This is a genomic window from Anaeromassilibacillus sp. An250 (genome assembly GCF_002159845.1).
GTDB classification, from domain to species: Bacteria; Bacillota; Clostridia; order Oscillospirales; family Acutalibacteraceae; genus Anaeromassilibacillus; species Anaeromassilibacillus stercoravium.
The window spans coordinates 251890-268941 of record NZ_NFJK01000001.1 but is presented as its reverse complement, the minus strand read 5'-3'; the positions used below and the strand labels follow the sequence as shown (position 1 = coordinate 268941).

Sequence of the window (17052 nt, the reverse complement as noted above, 5' to 3'; positions counted from 1 at the left end):
CTAGTGGACCGGGCGCATGCACAAGATGGTGTATTTCGCGCCTTTCGGAATGCAAGGATGCAATGCGTTATTATCCTAAGTGTGGCAACGGATACGGTGCATGTGCGCACAGGAAACGGTGGGCCCTAGCAGATACGAGGTGGATGGGAAAATGAAGAAGTGGAATGTATTGCCGTGTGATTGGAAAGCGGCGGAAGCACTTGCACAGCGGTATCAGGTCCCGGCGGCGATGGGGGCGCTGCTCCAAACGCGCGGGTTGACCGGGCCGGAACAGATTGAAGCAATGTTTGGATCGGAGATCTCTTTGTCCGACCCGATGCAAATGGTGGATATGGACCGCGCTGTCGAGCGGGTTTGGCGAGCGGTCAATGGCTTTGAAAAAATTACAGTCTATGGAGATTACGATGCAGATGGCGTCACCTCCACGGCGATGCTGTATTCTTACTTGGAATCCAATGGGGCCGATGTGACATACTATATCCCAGAACGGGAGCGGGAAGGGTACGGCTTGAATGTAGCGGCGCTTGACCAGCTGCACCAGCAGGGGACTCAACTGATTATCACGGTGGACAACGGCATTTCGTCCGTCGAAGAGGTTGCCTATGCGGCACAGCTTGGAATGGATGTTGTGGTGACCGACCACCACCGGCCGCGCGAGGTTCTCCCAGCCGCTTGCGCTGTGGTGGACCCGCACCGGCTGGATTGCCCCAGCCCCTTTAAGGATTTCGCCGGCGTGGGCGTGGCCTTTAAATTGATTATGGCTTTGGAAGGGCCGGATTGTGATTTGACCGGCCTGTTGGAAAATTATGCGGATCTGGTCGCCATCGGTACAATTGGGGACGTCGTTCCCCTGCTGGGGGAGAACCGCGTTCTGGTCCGTGCCGGCTTGCCGCATTTGTCCCGGTCCGACCGCCTGGGCTTGCGGGCCCTTTTGGAAAATGCCAGCCTGGACAACCGGGAACTCACGGCGGCCAATGTGGCGTTCGGCATTGTGCCACGGATCAACGCGACGGGCCGGATTGCTTCCCCGGACCGCGCTGTCCGCCTCCTGCTCTCCGAAGATCCGGAGGAAGCGGCTGGACTGGCGGGGGATGTTTGCGATTGCAACGATTACCGGCGGCAGATTGAGAGCGATATCTTTGAGCGGGTTTTAGAAGAATTAGAGAAAGACCCACAGCGGCTATATGACCGCGTTCTGGTAGTCGCGGGAGAAAATTGGCATCCGGGCGTGATTGGGATTGTTTCTGCGCGCATTACCGAGCGATTTGGAAAACCGAGCATCTTGATCTCGGTCAATGGGGCGGAAGCAAAAGGTTCTGGCAGGAGCATCGAAGGGTTTTCTCTATTTGAGGCGGTTTGCTCCTGCTCGGATTTGCTCACCAAATTTGGCGGGCACCCCATGGCGGCGGGGCTGAGCCTCCGGCCGGAAAACATCGAACGGTTCCGCGAGAGGATCAATGCCTATGCCGCGGCTCATACGCCGCAGATGCCCATGCCAACGCTCACCATCGACTGTATTTTGCAGCCGGAGCAGCTGACCCTGGAAGTGACGCGCAGTGTAAAATTGCTGGAGCCGTTTGGAACGGGAAATCCTGCCCCGCTCTTTGGATTGTTTGGCGTCCGCTTGCAGGACATTACGCCGGTTGGCGGCGGGAAGCACCTCCGATTGACGGTGGTAAAGGGGAATTACGCGGTGCGCTGTATGCGGTTTGGCGTGTCCTTGGAGATGTTCCCCTATGCGGCGGGGGATCTTCTCGATTTGGCGGTGACGCTGGACGCCAAGCCCTTTAATGGGAAAGAGACGCTTTCCATCATCGTCAGGGACTGTAAACCCTCCGGGATGGACGGCGCCTCCGTATTGACCGGCGTGCAGGTGTACGAAAAATGGATGCGGAACGAATCGATGACCAAACAAGAGGTGGACAGTCTTACCCCTACCCGGGAGGAATTTGCCAATGTCTATCGGTTCTTACGAGCGAAAAACGGTTATGAAGGTCCCGAAGAGGTGCTTTTTTATCGCACCTGCGCTTCGCCCGGAGGGAATATGGGCAAGCTGTTGACGATGTTAGATGTTTTGTCGGAGCACGGCTTGACGTCACAGCAGCGGTCCGGCGGCGTTTGTAAGTTGACCTTGAAGCCGGTACAACGGAAAGTCAATTTATTTGATTCCAAGATTTTGGCGGGATTGCGGGCTTTACAGAAGGAGGGGGAACCTTATGGCGGAGAAACTCAGAACCTATAACGACTTATTAAAACTGATTCAGGACAGCGAACGGGAATATGACCTAGCTCTGATCGACAAAGCCTATCAATTGGCCTATCAGATGCATGGGGATCAAAAGCGTCTCTCCGGAGCGCCATATATTTCCCATCCCATCGCGGTGGCTTGCATCCTGGTAGAGATGGGTATGGATTCCGAATCGGTTGCGGCGGGCCTACTGCACGATGTGGTGGAAGATACGCCGGTGGACCTTGAGCAGATCCGCAAAATGTTTGGCAATGAAATCGCCAATTTGACGAACGGCGTCACCAAACTCGGCCGGATTCCCTATTCCTCCCGGGAAGAACAGCAGGCGGAAAACCTGCGGAAAATGCTGATCGCTATGGCGGACGACATCCGCGTCATCATCATCAAATTGGCGGACCGCCTGCACAACATGCGCACCATTGAATTTATGGCGCCGCAGAAACAGCGCGACAAAGCACTGGAGAATATGGAGGTCTATGCGCCGATCGCCCACCGCCTTGGTATCCGCATGGTCAAAGAGGAGCTGGAGGATATCTCCCTGCGCTATCTCGACCCCATCGCTTACCAGGAGATTGAAAGCGGCCTGGCCATGCGCAGTGGGGAGCGGAAGGCGTTTATTGAGGTGACCAAAAAGCGCATTTACGACCGCATCTCGCCGGAAATCCCCAATGTGTATCTGGAAGGCCGTGTCAAGAGCATCAACGGCATCTACCGGAAGATGTTCATCCAGGGGAAAAGTATGGATGAAATCTATGACATCTATGCGGTGCGCGTCATCGTCGATACTATCAACGATTGCTATAATGTGTTGGGCGTGATTCACGACATGTTCCGCCCGATCCCCAACCGGTTTAAAGACTATATTTCCACGCCGAAGCCCAATGGATACCAATCCCTTCACACAACCGTGCTCAGCAAAGAAGGGGTTGCGTTTGAAGTGCAGATCCGGACTTGGGAGATGCACCATACGGCGGAATACGGCATCGCGGCGCACTGGAAATACAAACTTGGTGTGACCAAGGGGGACAAGCTGGACGACCGTTTGGCCTGGATCCGGCAGATGCTGGAGAACCAAAAAGACAGCGGCGATGCGACCGACCTGGTGCGGACGATTAAGTCGGACCTTGCGCCGGAAGAGGTGTTTGTATTTACCCCAAAGGGCGACGTGATCAGCCTGCCGAGCGGTTCTACCGTGATCGACTTTGCCTATGCCATCCACAGCGCGGTTGGTAACCGCATGGTGGGGGCCAAAGTCGACAAGCGCATCGTGCCGATCGACTATAAGGTGAAAAACGGCGAGATCATCGAGATTCTCACGGCCAAAGAGGGAAGCCATGGACCAAGCCGCGACTGGTTAAAGATTGTGAAGACCAGCGAGGCGCGCAACAAGATCCGCCAGTGGTTTAAAAAGGAGCGCCGTGAGGAGAACATTGTGGAGGGCAGGGCCGAGCTGGAGCGCGAATTCCGGCGCAACGGCATCGACCTGACGGACGAAGAGCTCAAGAGCTGCCTGGAACTCATCGGCCGCCGTCAGAATTGCACTTCGGAGGACGACGTCTATGCAGCCATTGGCTACGGCGGCATCCAGCTTTGGAAGGTCATGCCGAAGCTCAAGGAGGAATATATCAAATCCCACAAGCCGGCGGTGCAGGAGGAGCGTCCCAAGCAACAGCCTAGGACAAACAAAAAACCGGTCGGCGGCGTGATCGTAGACGGCATGGAGGGGTGCCTCATCAAGTTCTCCCGCTGCTGCAATCCGTTGCCGGGCGATGAGATCATCGGGTTTATCACCCGCGGGTTTGGCGTTTCCATCCACAAGCGGAGCTGTTCCAATGTGCCAAAGGTGATCCGGGACGCACCGGAACCGGAGCGTTGGATTCAGGCGCACTGGGAGGGCGTGGTCAAAGAGGTGTTCAAATCCACACTGGAAATCGTGGCAACAGACCGCCCCGGTTTGCTGGCGGATGTCACCCAACAGCTTTTCAATATGCATTTGTTTATCCATTCCCTCAATTCACGCGAGACAAAGGACGGCAGCGCCGTCATCTCGGTGACCATCACCATCAATGGAAGAGACCATCTACAGACCATTATCAGCCGTTTGATGAACATTTCCGGGATTGTCTCGGTGCGTAGAGCGTAATCGGCTGTGTTATAGAAATGGAGAGTTCCTTATGAAAGTAACCAGATATACCGGCGGGCCGTTGCCCACCAATTGTTATATGTTGACAGATGAATCCACCGGCGCATCAGCGGTGATTGACCCGGGCTTTGTGAATGCCAGCCTCCTGAAAGCGGTGGAGGAAGCGGACGTCCAGGCGATTTTGCTGACCCACGGCCATTGGGATCACATTGCGGGCGTTGCGGAGATTCAGAAGAAGACCGGCGCGAAATTGTACATCGACGCGGAGGACGAGCTGTTCCTCACGGACAGTGCCTTGAATTTGTCCGTTGAACTGACGGGCCGTCCGCTTCCGCCGCTAAAGGCCGACGTCACGGTCTCCGATGGCGACGTCATCCCGCTGGGAAACCTGCGCATTCATGTCCTGCACACGCCGGGTCACACCATCGGCAGCTGCTGCTATGTGGTGGAGGGCGCTATTTTCAGTGGGGATACCCTCTTTAAGATGAGCGCCGGGCGGACGGATTTCCCGACGGGTAGTTATCCGCAGCTGCTCGCGTCCCTGAAACGCCTTTGCGCTTTGGAAGGGGATTATCATGTCTATCCAGGGCATGAATGGGAGACAACTTTGGGCTTTGAGCGGAAGCACAATCCGTTTGTAGAGGGCTGACCTCATGGCAGAAAGAACATTGTATCAAAGCGCCCCGGTGATGCGGCTTTACATTGCGGAGCATCCCTTCCACTATGAGATGGAAAACCTGTGCCGCATCTTTTTTCCATATCATCGGATTGAAACCATCCCCTGCGGAACGGATGGGAACGGGGCGCATATTCTGGACTACGGCACATTGGGTGCTTACACGGGTATGCAAACGGAGTTAGGCGGCATCCGGCTGCAAGCCCGTTTATTCTTTGGCGGAAGGGAGCGGACAGCCGAGGAACGCACATCGCTCTCTTTCCCGGGGGATCTCAAGGAGTTGGAACGGCGTATGGGCGTCTTGCTCTTTGGGCTGCTTACACAGGCCTGTGCATACACGCCAAAGTGGGGAATCCTCACGGGGGTTCGCCCGATCAAGCTGTTGCGCAGCCTCGCAGAGCGCATGGGGGAGGAAGCGGCCTTGCAGAGCTTCCAGCAGGACTGGCTGGTGAGCGCGGAAAAAACGGAGTTGAGCCGCATCACCATGGGGAACGAGCAGAAGATTTTGTCCCTTTCCCGTCCCGAATCGTTTAGCCTGTATGTTTCCATCCCGTTTTGCCCCACGCGCTGTTCGTATTGCTCCTTTGTGTCGTCTTCTGTGGAGCGCACCGCAAAGCTCATCCCAGAGTATTTGGAACTGCTCTGCGTGGAAATCCAACATACGGCAGAGGTGGCAAAGGGGCTTGGCCTCCGCCTGGAATCGGTGTACATCGGCGGTGGAACGCCCACTACGCTTTCTGCGAAGCAGTTGGCCCAGTTGCTGGACACGATTACGGCGGCGTTTGACATGAGCACCTGCCGCGAGTTTACCGTGGAGGCGGGGCGTCCCGACACCATCACAGCAGAGAAGCTGAAAGCCATGCTTCCGCGCGGGGTGACGCGGATCAGCATCAACCCGCAGACGCTGAACGACCATGTGTTGGAGACGATCGGACGCCGGCACACGGCGGCGCAGACGCTGGAAGCATTTTCGTTGGCCCGCGCCTGCGGATACGATGACATCAATATGGATTTGATCGTCGGCCTCCCGGAGGATACCATGGAGAGTTTCCAGGAGACGATGCAGGGCGTGTTGGCACTCCATCCAGAGAGCATTACCGTACACACGCTTTCCTTGAAGCGGTCCGCGCGCATCTTCCAGGACGACAGCGAACCCTTCAGCAGGGATGCTGCGCTGGCGGGGGATATGTTGGATTGGGGCGATGCACAGCTCCTCCAACATGGCTATGCGCCGTATTATCTGTACCGGCAAAGCCGGATGGTGGGCAACCTGGAAAACACGGGTTGGGCGAAGCAGGGGAAAGAGAGCCTCTACAATGTCTATATCATGGATGAAACGCATACCATATTGGCATGCGGTGCGGGTGCGGTCACGAAGGTGCGGGACCCGTATTCCGACCAGCTCAAACGCATTTTTAATTTCAAGTACCCGTATGAATACATCCGCCGCCACGGGGAAATGCTTACAAGAAAAGAACAGGTGAGAACCATTTATGAAGAATATTGGCGGGCAAGACAAACTTTATCATCGGTATGAGAACGACCTGGAGCGCATCAATTATGAGGCGGAACACAATGCCTCTGCGTTTATTGCCCGGACAGAGGCTGCGTTTCATCGGGATATCCGAAGGATCGCGGAAACCATCGCCTCCTCTACGGACCTATGCAAGGTCATCATGCTGGCGGGGCCGTCCAGCAGCGGAAAGACGACCACCGCGCACATCCTGTTGGACGCTTTGCGGGAATGCGGCATCGGTTCGCAGGTGATTTCGCTCGATAACTTTTATAAAGGGGAATCGGACGCGCCCCTATTGGAAAACGGCCAGCATGACTATGAGTCGGTGGAGGCATTGAACGTCCCGCTGTTGGAACGCTGCCTGCTCGATTTGATGGAGACCAACACCTGCGATATGCCGGTCTTTGATTTTGAGAATCACTGCCCGCACCCTTATACCCGGCGTATCCGCTTTGGGGAACGGGAGATCGCGGTGGTCGAGGGCATCCATGCGCTCAATCCAGCGATCAGCCGGCATCTGCCGGAGGACGGTGTTTTGAAAATATATATCAGCGTTAAACAGGGCTTTGAAGAGCAGGGCGAAGCGTTCCTTTCACCGAACCAGGTGCGCTTGGTGCGCCGGTTGGTGCGGGATTCCCTGTTCCGCAACACCCAGCCGGGCCGGACATTGGATATGTGGGATACCGTGATGGACGGGGAGCGGAAATACATCAAGCCCTATCGCGGGGAGGCAGATGTCACAATCAATTCCCTGCATTGCTATGAACCGTGCGTGATGCGGGCGCAGGCGCTTCCGCTTTTGGAGCGCGTGGATCCCTCGGAACCCTATTATCCGCAGGCGTGTGAACTGGCAGATTGCCTGCGGCGGTTCACAACGATTTCGCAGGCGCTTGTGCCGAAAACTTCCCTACTACGGGAGTTTATCGGGGGCGGCGTTTACGGGGAATAGCAAGTGGACAAAGGCATTTTATCCACATTGGAAGAGATTCCTAGGGAAACCCTTGATTTCCAGAATCAATTGGTGCTATAATTGAGCAAACTATCATAAAAAGGGAGCGTGTGAAAATGGGACTTTTTGAAGATGTCGTCGTGAATGCAAAAGAAGCAGTCAATGCCGTTGGCAAAAAAGCGGGCCAGATGGTGGATATTTCCAAGCTGAGGCTGAGCGCGGCGGATCTGAACAATGAAATTTCCAAGCGCTTTGAAGCCCTGGGCAGGGTGATATATGACGCCAAAAAGACGGGAAATGATTCCGCGGACTTGGCAGATGAATGCATCACGACCATCGACGACCTGTATGAGCAGTTGGATGCAGTAAACGATCAGATTTCTGCGTTGCGCAGTAAAGTGATCTGCAAGAAGTGCGGAGCGGAAAACCCGGCGGAGGCATGTTATTGCAATATGTGCGGCAGTAAATTCGATGCGCAGTAAGTTCGGCATTTAAGGAAATAGGTAGATGAAAAAGAGGGGGAAACCCCTCTTTTTGTGTTCTTAGCGTTGTGCAAGGGTGATGGAGGTCTAATCCATCCATAGATACCGTATATATGAACGGATGGGATCTATCCCGGGAGAGCGGCGGTGCAGCCGCAAAAAGATGGAGATGGGATGGTAGGATTATCTATGGGAAAACGGATGGGAGGCCCCACGAAGCAAAGCTTCCTGCACGGCGCATTGATCCTTCTAGTCGCTGTCGCGATTGTAAAGGTGATCGGCGCGCTTTTCAAAATTCCTCTGAATTTAATTATCACGCCGGTCGGCATGGGGTATTTTTCGACGGCGTACAACCTGTATAACCCAATTTTTAGCCTGGCCACCGCGGGGTTCCCCATTGCGATTGCCCGGCTGGTATCGGAGAATTATGCGAGGGGCCGCTTCCGGGACATCCGGCAGATCCATAAAGTGTCGATCCCGATCTTTCTGGCGCTGGGCCTTTTGGCGTTTTGCCTGATGTTCTTCGGCGCGAAGCCATACGTCTCCTATGCAACGGACAGCGGGGATATGAACGCGCTGCCCGCCATCTATTTGCTATCCCCTGCGATCTTATTCAGCAGCATGGTGGCCATTTACCGCGGCTATTACGAGGGCCTGCGCAATATGTACCCCACCGCCCTCTCCGAAGTGGTGGAAGCGCTGTTCAAGCTGGTACTGGGGTTGGCGGGCGCATATCTAGTGATCCAGAACGGATTAAACGAATATGCGGCCTCCGGCACGGTCTATGGAATCCCGGTGGAATCGGTGGAATACGCCAAAGCAGCCGCCCTGCCCTATGCCGCTGCGGGAGCGATTTTTGGCGTGACCGTCGGCTCCGCTTTTGGCTTTGTCTTCCTGTGGATTTACCATAAATGCAATGGGGACGGGATTACGCACGAGATGCTGGCCGGCTCGCCGCGTCCCTATCCGATGAAGCAGACGGTGGTCCGCCTGGTACGAACGGCCATCCCGGTGGCGCTGGGCGCTCTGGCGGTCAATCTTTCCAGCCTGGTAGATACGACGTTTGTACAGCGCCGTCTGCGCGATATTATGTCCGTTCATCCGGAGGTGTTGCTGCAGGAATACAGCGGCTTGTTGAGCGAAGTCGTCATCCAAACGGACCGCGTCCCGACGTTCCTGTTCGGCTGTTACGGCAATGCGACGACCCTGTTTATGCTCGTACCGGCGATCACCCAGGCGTTTGGCGTGTCAGCCCTTCCGAATGTCACCACGGCCTGGACCACAGGCGACCCGAAGAAGATCAAAAACAGCATTGAAACCGTCCTGCGCGTTGTGGCGATGATTACCATTCCGGCGGGCTTGGGGCTTTCCGTCCTCTCCGGGCCGATTACGCAGCTGTTGGGCTATAATGAGATAACGGGAAAAATCCTGATCCTCCTGGGCCTCGGCGCAATTTTTGCCGCCACGGATACCCCGATCAACAGTATGTTGCAGGCGGTGGGGCGCGTCGACCTGCCCATTAAGCTGCTCTCTGTGGGGTTGGTCATCAAAGTGGTTCTCAATTACCTGTTGGTTGGAATCCCGGAGATCAATGTGATGGGCGCAGGGATCGGCACGCTGGTCTGCTATTTCTTCCTGACGGTGTTCGGGTTGGTTCTGCTGTGCCGGGAGGCCAAGATCAAGCTGAACTGGATTGGGCTGTTTGTAAAGCCCTTCCTTTCGGGAGGCGTTTGCGTCCTGTCCGCTTATCTGGTGCAGAAATTTGCCTCCGTGGTGGTAAGCAGCCGTATTGCCACTGTTCTAGCGTTGTTTGTGGCGGTCGTGGTCTATGGCGCCTGCATGCTTTGGACGAGGGCTTTGCAGAAAAGCGATGTCCTGATGCTGCCGAAGGGACAAAAAATTGCCAAAATACTTGAAAATCATGGTTGGATAAGGTAATATAGAACTTGTTCATTTTTGCCCGATGGCAACGGGTTGATTGGATTCGTAGAACGGTTTCGGAAGCAGAGGTGTAAGACACTTGGAGTTTCAAAGAAAAGACAAATACAGTATGGACGACTTGCTGGAAATCATGAAGATCCTGCGCGCCCCCGGCGGGTGTCCATGGGACCGCGAGCAGACGCATCAAAGCATCCGCAACTGTTTCATTGAGGAGACCTATGAAGCGGTCGAAGCCATCGATACCGAAGACCCTGTCCTGTTGCAGGAGGAGCTTGGCGATGTCCTGTTGCAGGTGCTCTTCCACTCGGAAATCGAAGAGGAAGAGGGCCGGTTCGATTTCTCCGATGTGGTGGACGGGGAAGCGAAAAAGATGGTGGAACGCCATCCGCACGTGTTCGGTTCCGTAACGGTGGACGGCACAGAGGATGTGCTCACCAATTGGGACGCGATCAAGAAGAAGACAAAGGCGCAAAAGACGCAGACCGAAGTGCTGCAAAGCGTCAGCAAGGCATTGCCGGCGTTGATGCGCAGCCAGAAAGTGCAGCAGAAGGCGGCGAAGGTCGGCTTTGATTGGCCGGACGTCTCTGGAGCACTGGACAAGGTCGAGGAGGAAACCGCTGAACTGCGCGAAGCAATCCGCGCAGAGGGCGAGGATGCCTGCGCCGAGGAGCTGGGGGACCTGCTCTTCTCGGTCGTCAATGTGGCCCGCTTCCTTCACGTCAGCGCAGAACAATCCCTCAGTGAGGCCTGCGAAAAATTTATCCGCCGTTTCCAGAAGGTGGAAGAATTGGCGAATGCGCGCGGGGTCGATATGCAGTCCGCGGGCATCGATGCATTAGACAAGCTTTGGGAAGAAGCAAAGAAATCTCAAGCTTGATCCGCAGAATACTGAAATAATTCACAGCTTTTCAATCATACTATGGTTGAAGGAAGGCTGTTGAATAATAAAAAAACACGGAGGTACATCTCATGAATAAGACAGAATTGATTACCGCTGTTGCGGAAAAAACCGGTATGTCTAAGAAAGACGCGGACAGCGCCGTAAATGCGGTTCTTGATACGATCATCGAAGCAGTCGCCTGTGAGGAAAAAGTACAGATTGTTGGATTCGGCACCTTTGAGGTACGCGCACGCAGCGAGCGCCAGGGCCGCGATCCGCGGACCAATTCCCCGATCACGATTCCGGCTTCCAAGGTGCCGGCGTTTAAGGCGGGCAAGGCATTTAAAGATGCCATGGTCAAATAAGTTTGTTCCGTATTCGGGTATCAAGGGCTGCAAGGCTCGGGGCAAATCGCCCTGGAGCGTTGCGCCCTTTTTCTTTTAAAACACATGGCGCTCTGTGATGGCGCCTGGGAAAAGGAGTTTTTAAATGAGACTGGATAAATATTTAAAAGTTTCGCGGATTATTAAGCGCCGCACCGTAGCAAACGAAGCTTGCGATGCTGGGCGCGTGCTGGTGAACGGTAAGGTGGCACGCGCCTCCTACGACGTAAAGCAAGGGGACGTATTGGAGCTGCAGCTCGGTTCGCGCAACATCAAGGCGGAGGTTGTTTCCGTCAACGAGTACGCCCGCAAGGAAGAGGCGGGGGAGATGTACCGCGTCCTCTCCGACGAGCCGGCTGCGCCGCGCGCCTGACGCTTTGTTCCGCATATGCCCGCTTCCCTGCGCATAGAAATAGACAAAAGAAATGCAATGGGAGGGATCGGCATGACGGAGGAAAAGAAGATCGTGGGGAAGACGCCCCACAGCGTCATTTTGGAAAACCGGAAAGCCTTCACGGCGACGGGGGTTTCCAATGTGGACAGCTTCGACGAGCAAACCATCGTGGCCTATACGGACCTTGGGGAGCTTGTGGTCAAGGGGAAAAATTTGCATATCAATAAATTAAACGTGGAGACGGGCGAGCTTACGCTGGATGGAGAGATTTCTTCGCTCTCTTATGCAGAGCCCCAGGCCACCGGAGGCGGAATTTTTGCCAAGCTGTTCAAATAGGGAGTGAATCCTCGTGGAAATTTCGCTTGCGGTACAGATGCAGGGGTTCATCCTCGCAACGGTGGCCGGTTTTGCATTGGCAATCCTCTACGACGCGTTGAAGATGGTGCGGACGATGATCCGGAGCACGCCCTCCCATGTCTTTTGGATGGATTTGGCGTTTATGGCGGTTGCGGGGATCGTCACCTTCCTGTTGGCGTTGGCCGCCTCCTATGGGGAGGTGCGGTTTTATCTGCTCGCCGGGGAGGGCATCGGCTTTTGCCTGTATTTCATGACCTTTGGGCTCATCAGCAGCCGGGTTGTTCGATTCGTCCGGAAGATTTTGGACTTCTGCCTCTTCCGTCCGTTGAAGTGCATTTTCCATGCTTTGGCGCACTGGATTCGGAGGAAAGCGCAATGGATTGAAGGAAAAGTAAAAAAATCCTATGCAAAGCGGAAAAAGCGCTTGAAACCCCGCAGGAAGATAGTGTATAATGATGCTAACAAATCCAATGGAAAGAAAAACAAGCGGCAAAAAGGCCGAAAGGGAGGGCGGAACCAGGATTATGAAAGTCATCAAACGAAAAAAACAGCGGGGAAGCCTGCTCCTTAAATTAGCCATTTTTGCCTTTGCCGCCTATATTGTCTTTGCATTGGTCAATCAGCAGGTGCAGATCAATGAAAAAAGCCAGGAGTTGGCCGATCTGCAGGAGCAGGTTGAAACCCAGAAGATCAAAAACGAGGACATGAAACATGCGCTAAATGCCGATGAGGAGGAAACCAAGGAGTATATCGAGCGGGTGGCTCGCGAGGACTTGGACTATGCCAAACCGGGTGAGCGTGTGTTTGTGAATATCGCCGGAGACTGAACCCCGGTTGGTTTAGCGCGAAAGGCTCTATTTTAAGGAGGAAAACACTTACATATGCAGCTTGAGGTAGGAGCAGTACTGGAAGGGAAAGTTACAGGGATTACGAAATTTGGCGCGTTTGTGGAACTGCCCGGTGGGAAGACCGGCATGGTTCATATTTCTGAGATTGCGCCCACTTTCGTCAAGGAGATCCGCGATTACGTCACGGAAAATCAGATGGTTAAGGTGAAAATCCTGAACATCAGCGAAGAAGGAAAGGTGAGCCTTTCCATGAAGAGGGCTGTTCCACCCCCGCCCAAGAGCGCTCCTGCGCCACGTCCCGGCCGCCCGGGAAATTACGAGTGGCAGAGCCGGAAAAACGAGCCGACAAGCTTTGAGGACATGATGTCCCGCTTCAAGCAGGCGAGCGACGAAAAGATGTCCGACCTGAAGCGCACCATGGAAGCCAAACGCGGCGGCTTTTCCAGGCACGGCGGCTATGGCCAATCCAAATAAAGGCATTGTTTTAGCGGAGTGCATGCACTCCGCTTTTTTGTAGAATATACAAATTCGGAAATAGGTTCAGGCGGCCGCGGTCGCCTGTTCGTGATAAGGAGGAAAGTTCCATGCTGATCATCCATGCACATTTGCACACAATGGCAGGCGCGGATATAGCGGACGGTTACCTTCGCACAGAGGGGAACCAGATTGCAGAATTGGGCGGCATGCCCGTGGAGCCAAAACCGGGGGAAGAGGTGATTGACGCGCAGGGCGCGGGGCTGTATCCAGGGTTTGTGGACGCGCATACCCATCTGGGCATGTGGGAAGACGGCCTCACCTTTGAGGGGGACGACGGCAACGAAGAGACCGACCCTGTCACGCCGCAGCTGCGGGCAATCGACGCCATCAACCCGGTGGACCGCTGTTTCCAGGAGGCGTTGCATGCCGGCGTCACCACGGTGGTAACCGGTCCCGGCAGCGCCAACGCCATAGGGGGGCAAATGGCTGCGGTCAAGACCTATGGAAGCTGCATCGACCATATGATTGTCAAAGCGCCGTTTGCAATCAAAATGGCGTTGGGGGAAAACCCAAAAAGTGTCTACCACGGAAAGAACCAGGCCCCTTCGACCCGGATGTCCACTGCGGCGTTGATCCGCGAACAGCTTTACAAGGCCAAGCGCTACCAGGGGGAGCTGGAGCGGGCGGAAAAAGACGAGGACTTCGATATGCCGGAATTCGACATGAAGTGTGAAGCTCTGCTCCCTGCGCTCCGGAGGGAAATTCAAGTGCATTTTCATGCGCATCGTGCCGATGACATTTTCACAGCGGTGCGCATTGCAAAGGAGTTCCAGCTCGACTATGTGGTCGTGCATGGGACGGAGGCGCATTTGATTGCCGGCGGGCTTGTGGAAACCGGGACGCGCGTGCTCTCCGGCCCTTTCCTCTGCGACCGGAGCAAGCCGGAGCTGCGCAACCAAACGCCGGCTACGCCGGGAATTCTCTCCGGCGCGGGGGTTCCAACTGCGATTATCACGGACCATCCGGTCATTCCGATTCAATATTTGCCGGTCTGCGCGGGCTTGGCGGTGCGCGAGGGCATGGATTACGAAGAGGCCCTGCGGGCCATCACGATCAATCCGGCAAAAATTTGTGGGCTTGACCACCGTCTGGGTTCCCTGGAGGTGGGCAAGGATGCGGATCTGGTGCTCTTTGACCAGGACCCGTTGACCATTGCGGCAAAGCCGAAGATGGTCATTGCGGGCGGGAAATTGGTGTAATCGGGAGGAGAAAGGAACATGAGAGAGATCAAAGCAGCACAGATTACGGCCGCGGTCCGGCAGCTCTGCATTGAGGCCAACCGCGTGTTGCCGCAGGACCTGGAGGCATGCATCCGTTGCGCGGCGGAAAAAGAGACGTCTTCGCTGGGGAAGGCCATCCTCAGCGACCTGTGCGGCAATATGGACGCAGCGCGCGAACTGCAAATCCCCGTTTGCCAGGATACCGGCATGGCGGTGATCTTTGCGGAAATCGGCCAGGAGGTCCACATCCAAGGGAATTTCGAACAAGCGGTCAACGAGGGCGTACGGCAGGGCTACGTGGAAGGCTTGCTGCGCTGCTCCGTGGTAGCGGACCCGATCCGGCGCGGCAACACGGGGGACAACACCCCGGCGGTTTTGCACACGCGTTTGGTGGAAGGGGACAAGCTGACCCTAATGGTCGCACCCAAGGGATTTGGCAGCGAAAATATGAGCCGCATAAAGATGTTCACCCCTTCCGCTTCGCTGGACGACATTGTCGGCTTTGTGGTGGAGACGGCGCGCATCGCAGGGAGCAATCCCTGCCCGCCGATGGTGCTCGGCGTGGGAATCGGCGGCGACTTTGAAAAGTGCGCGCTGTTGGCGAAGATGGCCCTGTGCCGTCCTGTTTCGGAACCCAACCCGGACCCGTTTTATGCAGAGCTCGAGCAGCGGATGCTGGACGAGGTCAACGCCCTGGGGGTTGGCCCGCAGGGGTTTGGCGGGGATACAACCGCCCTGTGCGTCCATATCGAACCGTTTCCGACCCATATTGCCGGACTTCCGGTGGCGGTGAACGTCGGTTGCCATGTCACTCGTCATAAAATGATAACAATTTAGTCATGAAATGCTTCCATTTTTTTAGATAATATGATATATTATAAATAGAGAAAGGTTCCGAGGCAAATGGGGGAAGGGAACCCCTCCCTTACACGGACGCATTCGGCGCCTGGATCGCTCCAAAGCATCAAAATGGAAGCACGCGCTGTTCCGGTGTTGCTCCGGCCGGAACGCCTATGACAGGAAGACCCTTCGGTGCGTCCTTGCAGCGGCGGCCCGCGGGCGGCGTCAGCGGCGCGAATTGAAGAAGGAGATGTTACTATGAAGATTACCATTACCGGAAGAAAGGTCAATTTGAGGGATAATTTTAAAGAGCTTGCTAAGAAAAAGCTGTCCCGCTTCGATCGGATCTTTGATGAGGATGCCGATGCCAATGTGGTGGTAACCCTGGAGAAAAACCGTCAGACGGTTGAAATAACAATCAAACAGCGCGGTATGATCTATCGCGCGGAGTCCACGGCCTTGGAAATGAACGACGCGCTCGATCAGGTGATGAGCGCGTTGGGAAGACAGATCCGGAAGAACAAGACCAAGCTGGCCAAAAAGGTGCATTCCGGCGCCATCGACCAGTATCTCATCGATTTCCCGGAGGAAGAGCCGGCAGCAGAGGAAATGGAAGCCGAACCGGAGTACCGCGTTGTGCGCACCAAGCATTTCTTTGTAAAACCGCTCAGTGTGGATGAGGCAATCTTGCAGATGAATATGCTGGACCACCAGTTCTTCATGTTCCGCAACGAAAGCAGTGGGGAAATCAATGTGGTGTATCGCCGTAAGAATGGCGACTACGGTTTGTTGGAACCGGATGCAGAATAATTTGCTCCTTCGGCTGGGCCTAGGGCAAACCAACAGCCGGTAAAGAAGGATTGAAAACAGACGAACGTAATGGTTAATAATTAGGTTGCGACAAAAAATGGGCAGGAAACCTCATGGTTTCTTGCCCATTTTTGCTTTACTTATTTATCATCTACAAACTCAATATTGACATCGCCGTTATTGCTGGACACAGTCAGCGCTTTTTCCCCGCCATCTTTTTTGTCCGGCAGATTGCTTTCCCCTTTTTTTATTTCGGACTGGATCGAAAAATCATCATAACTTCCTACAATCGCGCCGGAAATATCTCCATTTTTAACGTTTAGGGTCAGAGCGCTACCCACATCTAAATTTCCAAAGGAAATATTCCCTCCGTTGGAGGAAATATTGATACTTCCGGTTACAGCCAGTGCAGGGAGGAATATATCCTCGTTTGTTGTAGATAGTGTCAGGGTGTCTAAAAGTGCATCCGGGATCTGCAGCGATATTTTCCGATTTTCAGCGGAGGGCTTCCCTCCGATATAATCCGTCCATTCTTTATCGCTTGCGCTGGCCATCGTCAATACATTATCGTCAGAAACGGAAATATCGTAGTACTCTTTACTATTTTCGTAATATTGAATATGGACTTGTTCGTCCTCGGACAACGACACTTCGATTTCTCGGTCCTGCACATCAAGATGGATTTCATGGATCGGCGTATCCGGCGTATAGCTTTTTTCCTCAAATGGTTCGCTGCTGTTCGAGCAACCCGCCAAAACAAAACAGCCCAACAGAAGGCACAATGCAAGTGAAATCATTTTTTTCATAGTAGTTCCTCCATCAGTTTAT

18 protein-coding genes are annotated in these 17052 nt (G+C 54.6%); 17 read left to right on the top strand and 1 reads right to left on the bottom strand.

Going from position 1 to position 17052, the window contains the following annotated elements; all coding sequences use genetic code 11:
* Nucleotides 1–151: 151 nt before the first annotated feature.
* From recJ to hpf, 17 genes are all read left to right on the top strand, one after another.
* The gene (gene recJ / locus B5F54_RS01320; protein ID WP_242969606.1) at nt 152–2242 is read left to right on the top strand and encodes a single-stranded-DNA-specific exonuclease RecJ; all 2091 of its coding nucleotides are present in this window, start codon (nt 152–154) and stop codon (nt 2240–2242) included.
* Nucleotides 2217–4391 carry a RelA/SpoT family protein gene (locus B5F54_RS01315; protein ID WP_087229375.1) on the top strand — a complete coding sequence of 725 codons (2175 nt, stop codon included), beginning with the start codon at nt 2217–2219 and terminating at the stop codon, nt 4389–4391. The genes recJ and B5F54_RS01315 overlap by 26 nt, the downstream gene beginning before the upstream one ends.
* A gap of 31 nt (nt 4392–4422) precedes the next feature.
* Entirely contained in the window at nt 4423–5040 is a 618-nt protein-coding gene (locus B5F54_RS01310; RefSeq protein WP_087229372.1) for an MBL fold metallo-hydrolase, read from the top strand.
* Between the two features lie 4 nt (nt 5041–5044).
* Entirely contained in the window at nt 5045–6604 is a 1560-nt protein-coding gene (gene hemZ, locus B5F54_RS01305; RefSeq protein WP_242969605.1) for a coproporphyrinogen dehydrogenase HemZ, read from the top strand.
* Nucleotides 6561–7532: a uridine kinase family protein gene (locus tag B5F54_RS01300; protein ID WP_087229369.1), complete on the top strand. Its 972-nt coding sequence runs from the start codon at nt 6561–6563 to the stop codon at nt 7530–7532. Before hemZ ends, B5F54_RS01300 begins: the two co-directional genes overlap by 44 nt.
* Before the next feature lie 116 nt (nt 7533–7648).
* Entirely contained in the window at nt 7649–8014 is a 366-nt protein-coding gene (locus B5F54_RS01295; protein ID WP_191362514.1) for a zinc ribbon domain-containing protein, read from the top strand.
* Nucleotides 8015–8203: 189 nt separating this feature from the next.
* Entirely contained in the window at nt 8204–9952 is a 1749-nt protein-coding gene (locus B5F54_RS01290; protein WP_242969604.1) for a putative polysaccharide biosynthesis protein, read from the top strand.
* Nucleotides 9953–10034: 82 nt separating this feature from the next.
* On the top strand, nt 10035–10832 hold the full coding sequence (mazG, locus tag B5F54_RS01285) for a nucleoside triphosphate pyrophosphohydrolase (RefSeq protein WP_087229366.1): 798 nt from the start codon (nt 10035–10037) through the stop codon (nt 10830–10832).
* A 92-nt stretch (nt 10833–10924) separates the two neighbouring features.
* Nucleotides 10925–11200: an HU family DNA-binding protein gene (locus B5F54_RS01280; RefSeq protein ID WP_087229363.1), complete on the top strand. Its 276-nt coding sequence runs from the start codon at nt 10925–10927 to the stop codon at nt 11198–11200.
* A 124-nt stretch (nt 11201–11324) separates the two neighbouring features.
* Complete coding sequence (locus B5F54_RS01275) at nt 11325–11591, top strand: RNA-binding S4 domain-containing protein (protein ID WP_087229360.1); 267 nt, start codon at nt 11325–11327, stop codon at nt 11589–11591.
* A gap of 72 nt (nt 11592–11663) precedes the next feature.
* Complete coding sequence (yabP, locus tag B5F54_RS01270) at nt 11664–11948, top strand: sporulation protein YabP (RefSeq protein ID WP_087229357.1); 285 nt, start codon at nt 11664–11666, stop codon at nt 11946–11948.
* Between the two features lie 13 nt (nt 11949–11961).
* The gene (gene yabQ, locus B5F54_RS01265; RefSeq protein ID WP_087229354.1) at nt 11962–12540 is read left to right on the top strand and encodes a spore cortex biosynthesis protein YabQ; all 579 of its coding nucleotides are present in this window, start codon (nt 11962–11964) and stop codon (nt 12538–12540) included.
* A complete protein-coding gene (locus B5F54_RS01260; RefSeq protein WP_087229351.1) occupies nt 12494–12796 on the top strand; it encodes an FtsB family cell division protein in 303 nt (100 codons plus the stop codon). Before yabQ ends, B5F54_RS01260 begins: the two co-directional genes overlap by 47 nt.
* 54 nt (nt 12797–12850) lie before the next feature.
* Nucleotides 12851–13291 (top strand): S1 RNA-binding domain-containing protein, encoded by a 441-nt coding sequence (locus B5F54_RS01255; RefSeq protein ID WP_087229348.1) that lies wholly within the window; start codon nt 12851–12853, stop codon nt 13289–13291.
* 110 nt (nt 13292–13401) lie between these two features.
* The gene (locus B5F54_RS01250) at nt 13402–14553 is read left to right on the top strand and encodes an amidohydrolase (protein ID WP_087229345.1); all 1152 of its coding nucleotides are present in this window, start codon (nt 13402–13404) and stop codon (nt 14551–14553) included.
* Between the two features lie 18 nt (nt 14554–14571).
* A complete protein-coding gene (locus B5F54_RS01245; RefSeq protein ID WP_087229342.1) occupies nt 14572–15411 on the top strand; it encodes a fumarate hydratase in 840 nt (279 codons plus the stop codon).
* A gap of 261 nt (nt 15412–15672) precedes the next feature.
* Nucleotides 15673–16224 (top strand): ribosome hibernation-promoting factor, HPF/YfiA family, encoded by a 552-nt coding sequence (gene hpf, locus B5F54_RS01240; protein WP_087229339.1) that lies wholly within the window; start codon nt 15673–15675, stop codon nt 16222–16224.
* Nucleotides 16225–16364: 140 nt separating this feature from the next.
* Here hpf and B5F54_RS01235 read toward each other — a convergent pair whose 3' ends face one another.
* Nucleotides 16365–17030, bottom strand: a complete 666-nt coding sequence (locus B5F54_RS01235) for a DUF4097 family beta strand repeat-containing protein (protein ID WP_087229336.1) — start codon at nt 17028–17030, stop codon at nt 16365–16367.
* Between the last annotated feature and the right edge of the window lie 22 nt (nt 17031–17052).

Coding starts and splice junctions, on each gene's coding strand:
- B5F54_RS01310 (WP_087229372.1), top strand. CDS start 4,423: ATGAAAGTAACCAGATATACCGGCGGGCCGTTGCCCACCAATTGTTAT.
- B5F54_RS01295 (WP_191362514.1), top strand. CDS start 7,649: ATGGGACTTTTTGAAGATGTCGTCGTGAATGCAAAAGAAGCAGTCAAT.
- B5F54_RS01260 (WP_087229351.1), top strand. CDS start 12,494: ATGAAAGTCATCAAACGAAAAAAACAGCGGGGAAGCCTGCTCCTTAAA.
- yabP (WP_087229357.1), top strand. CDS start 11,664: ATGACGGAGGAAAAGAAGATCGTGGGGAAGACGCCCCACAGCGTCATT.
- B5F54_RS01250 (WP_087229345.1), top strand. CDS start 13,402: ATGCTGATCATCCATGCACATTTGCACACAATGGCAGGCGCGGATATA.
- B5F54_RS01280 (WP_087229363.1), top strand. CDS start 10,925: ATGAATAAGACAGAATTGATTACCGCTGTTGCGGAAAAAACCGGTATG.
- hpf (WP_087229339.1), top strand. CDS start 15,673: ATGAAGATTACCATTACCGGAAGAAAGGTCAATTTGAGGGATAATTTT.
- B5F54_RS01275 (WP_087229360.1), top strand. CDS start 11,325: ATGAGACTGGATAAATATTTAAAAGTTTCGCGGATTATTAAGCGCCGC.
- B5F54_RS01245 (WP_087229342.1), top strand. CDS start 14,572: ATGAGAGAGATCAAAGCAGCACAGATTACGGCCGCGGTCCGGCAGCTC.
- recJ (WP_242969606.1), top strand. CDS start 152: ATGAAGAAGTGGAATGTATTGCCGTGTGATTGGAAAGCGGCGGAAGCA.
- B5F54_RS01290 (WP_242969604.1), top strand. CDS start 8,204: ATGGGAAAACGGATGGGAGGCCCCACGAAGCAAAGCTTCCTGCACGGC.
- B5F54_RS01300 (WP_087229369.1), top strand. CDS start 6,561: ATGAAGAATATTGGCGGGCAAGACAAACTTTATCATCGGTATGAGAAC.
- B5F54_RS01255 (WP_087229348.1), top strand. CDS start 12,851: ATGCAGCTTGAGGTAGGAGCAGTACTGGAAGGGAAAGTTACAGGGATT.
- hemZ (WP_242969605.1), top strand. CDS start 5,045: ATGGCAGAAAGAACATTGTATCAAAGCGCCCCGGTGATGCGGCTTTAC.
- B5F54_RS01315 (WP_087229375.1), top strand. CDS start 2,217: ATGGCGGAGAAACTCAGAACCTATAACGACTTATTAAAACTGATTCAG.
- B5F54_RS01235 (WP_087229336.1), bottom strand. CDS start 17,030: ATGAAAAAAATGATTTCACTTGCATTGTGCCTTCTGTTGGGCTGTTTT.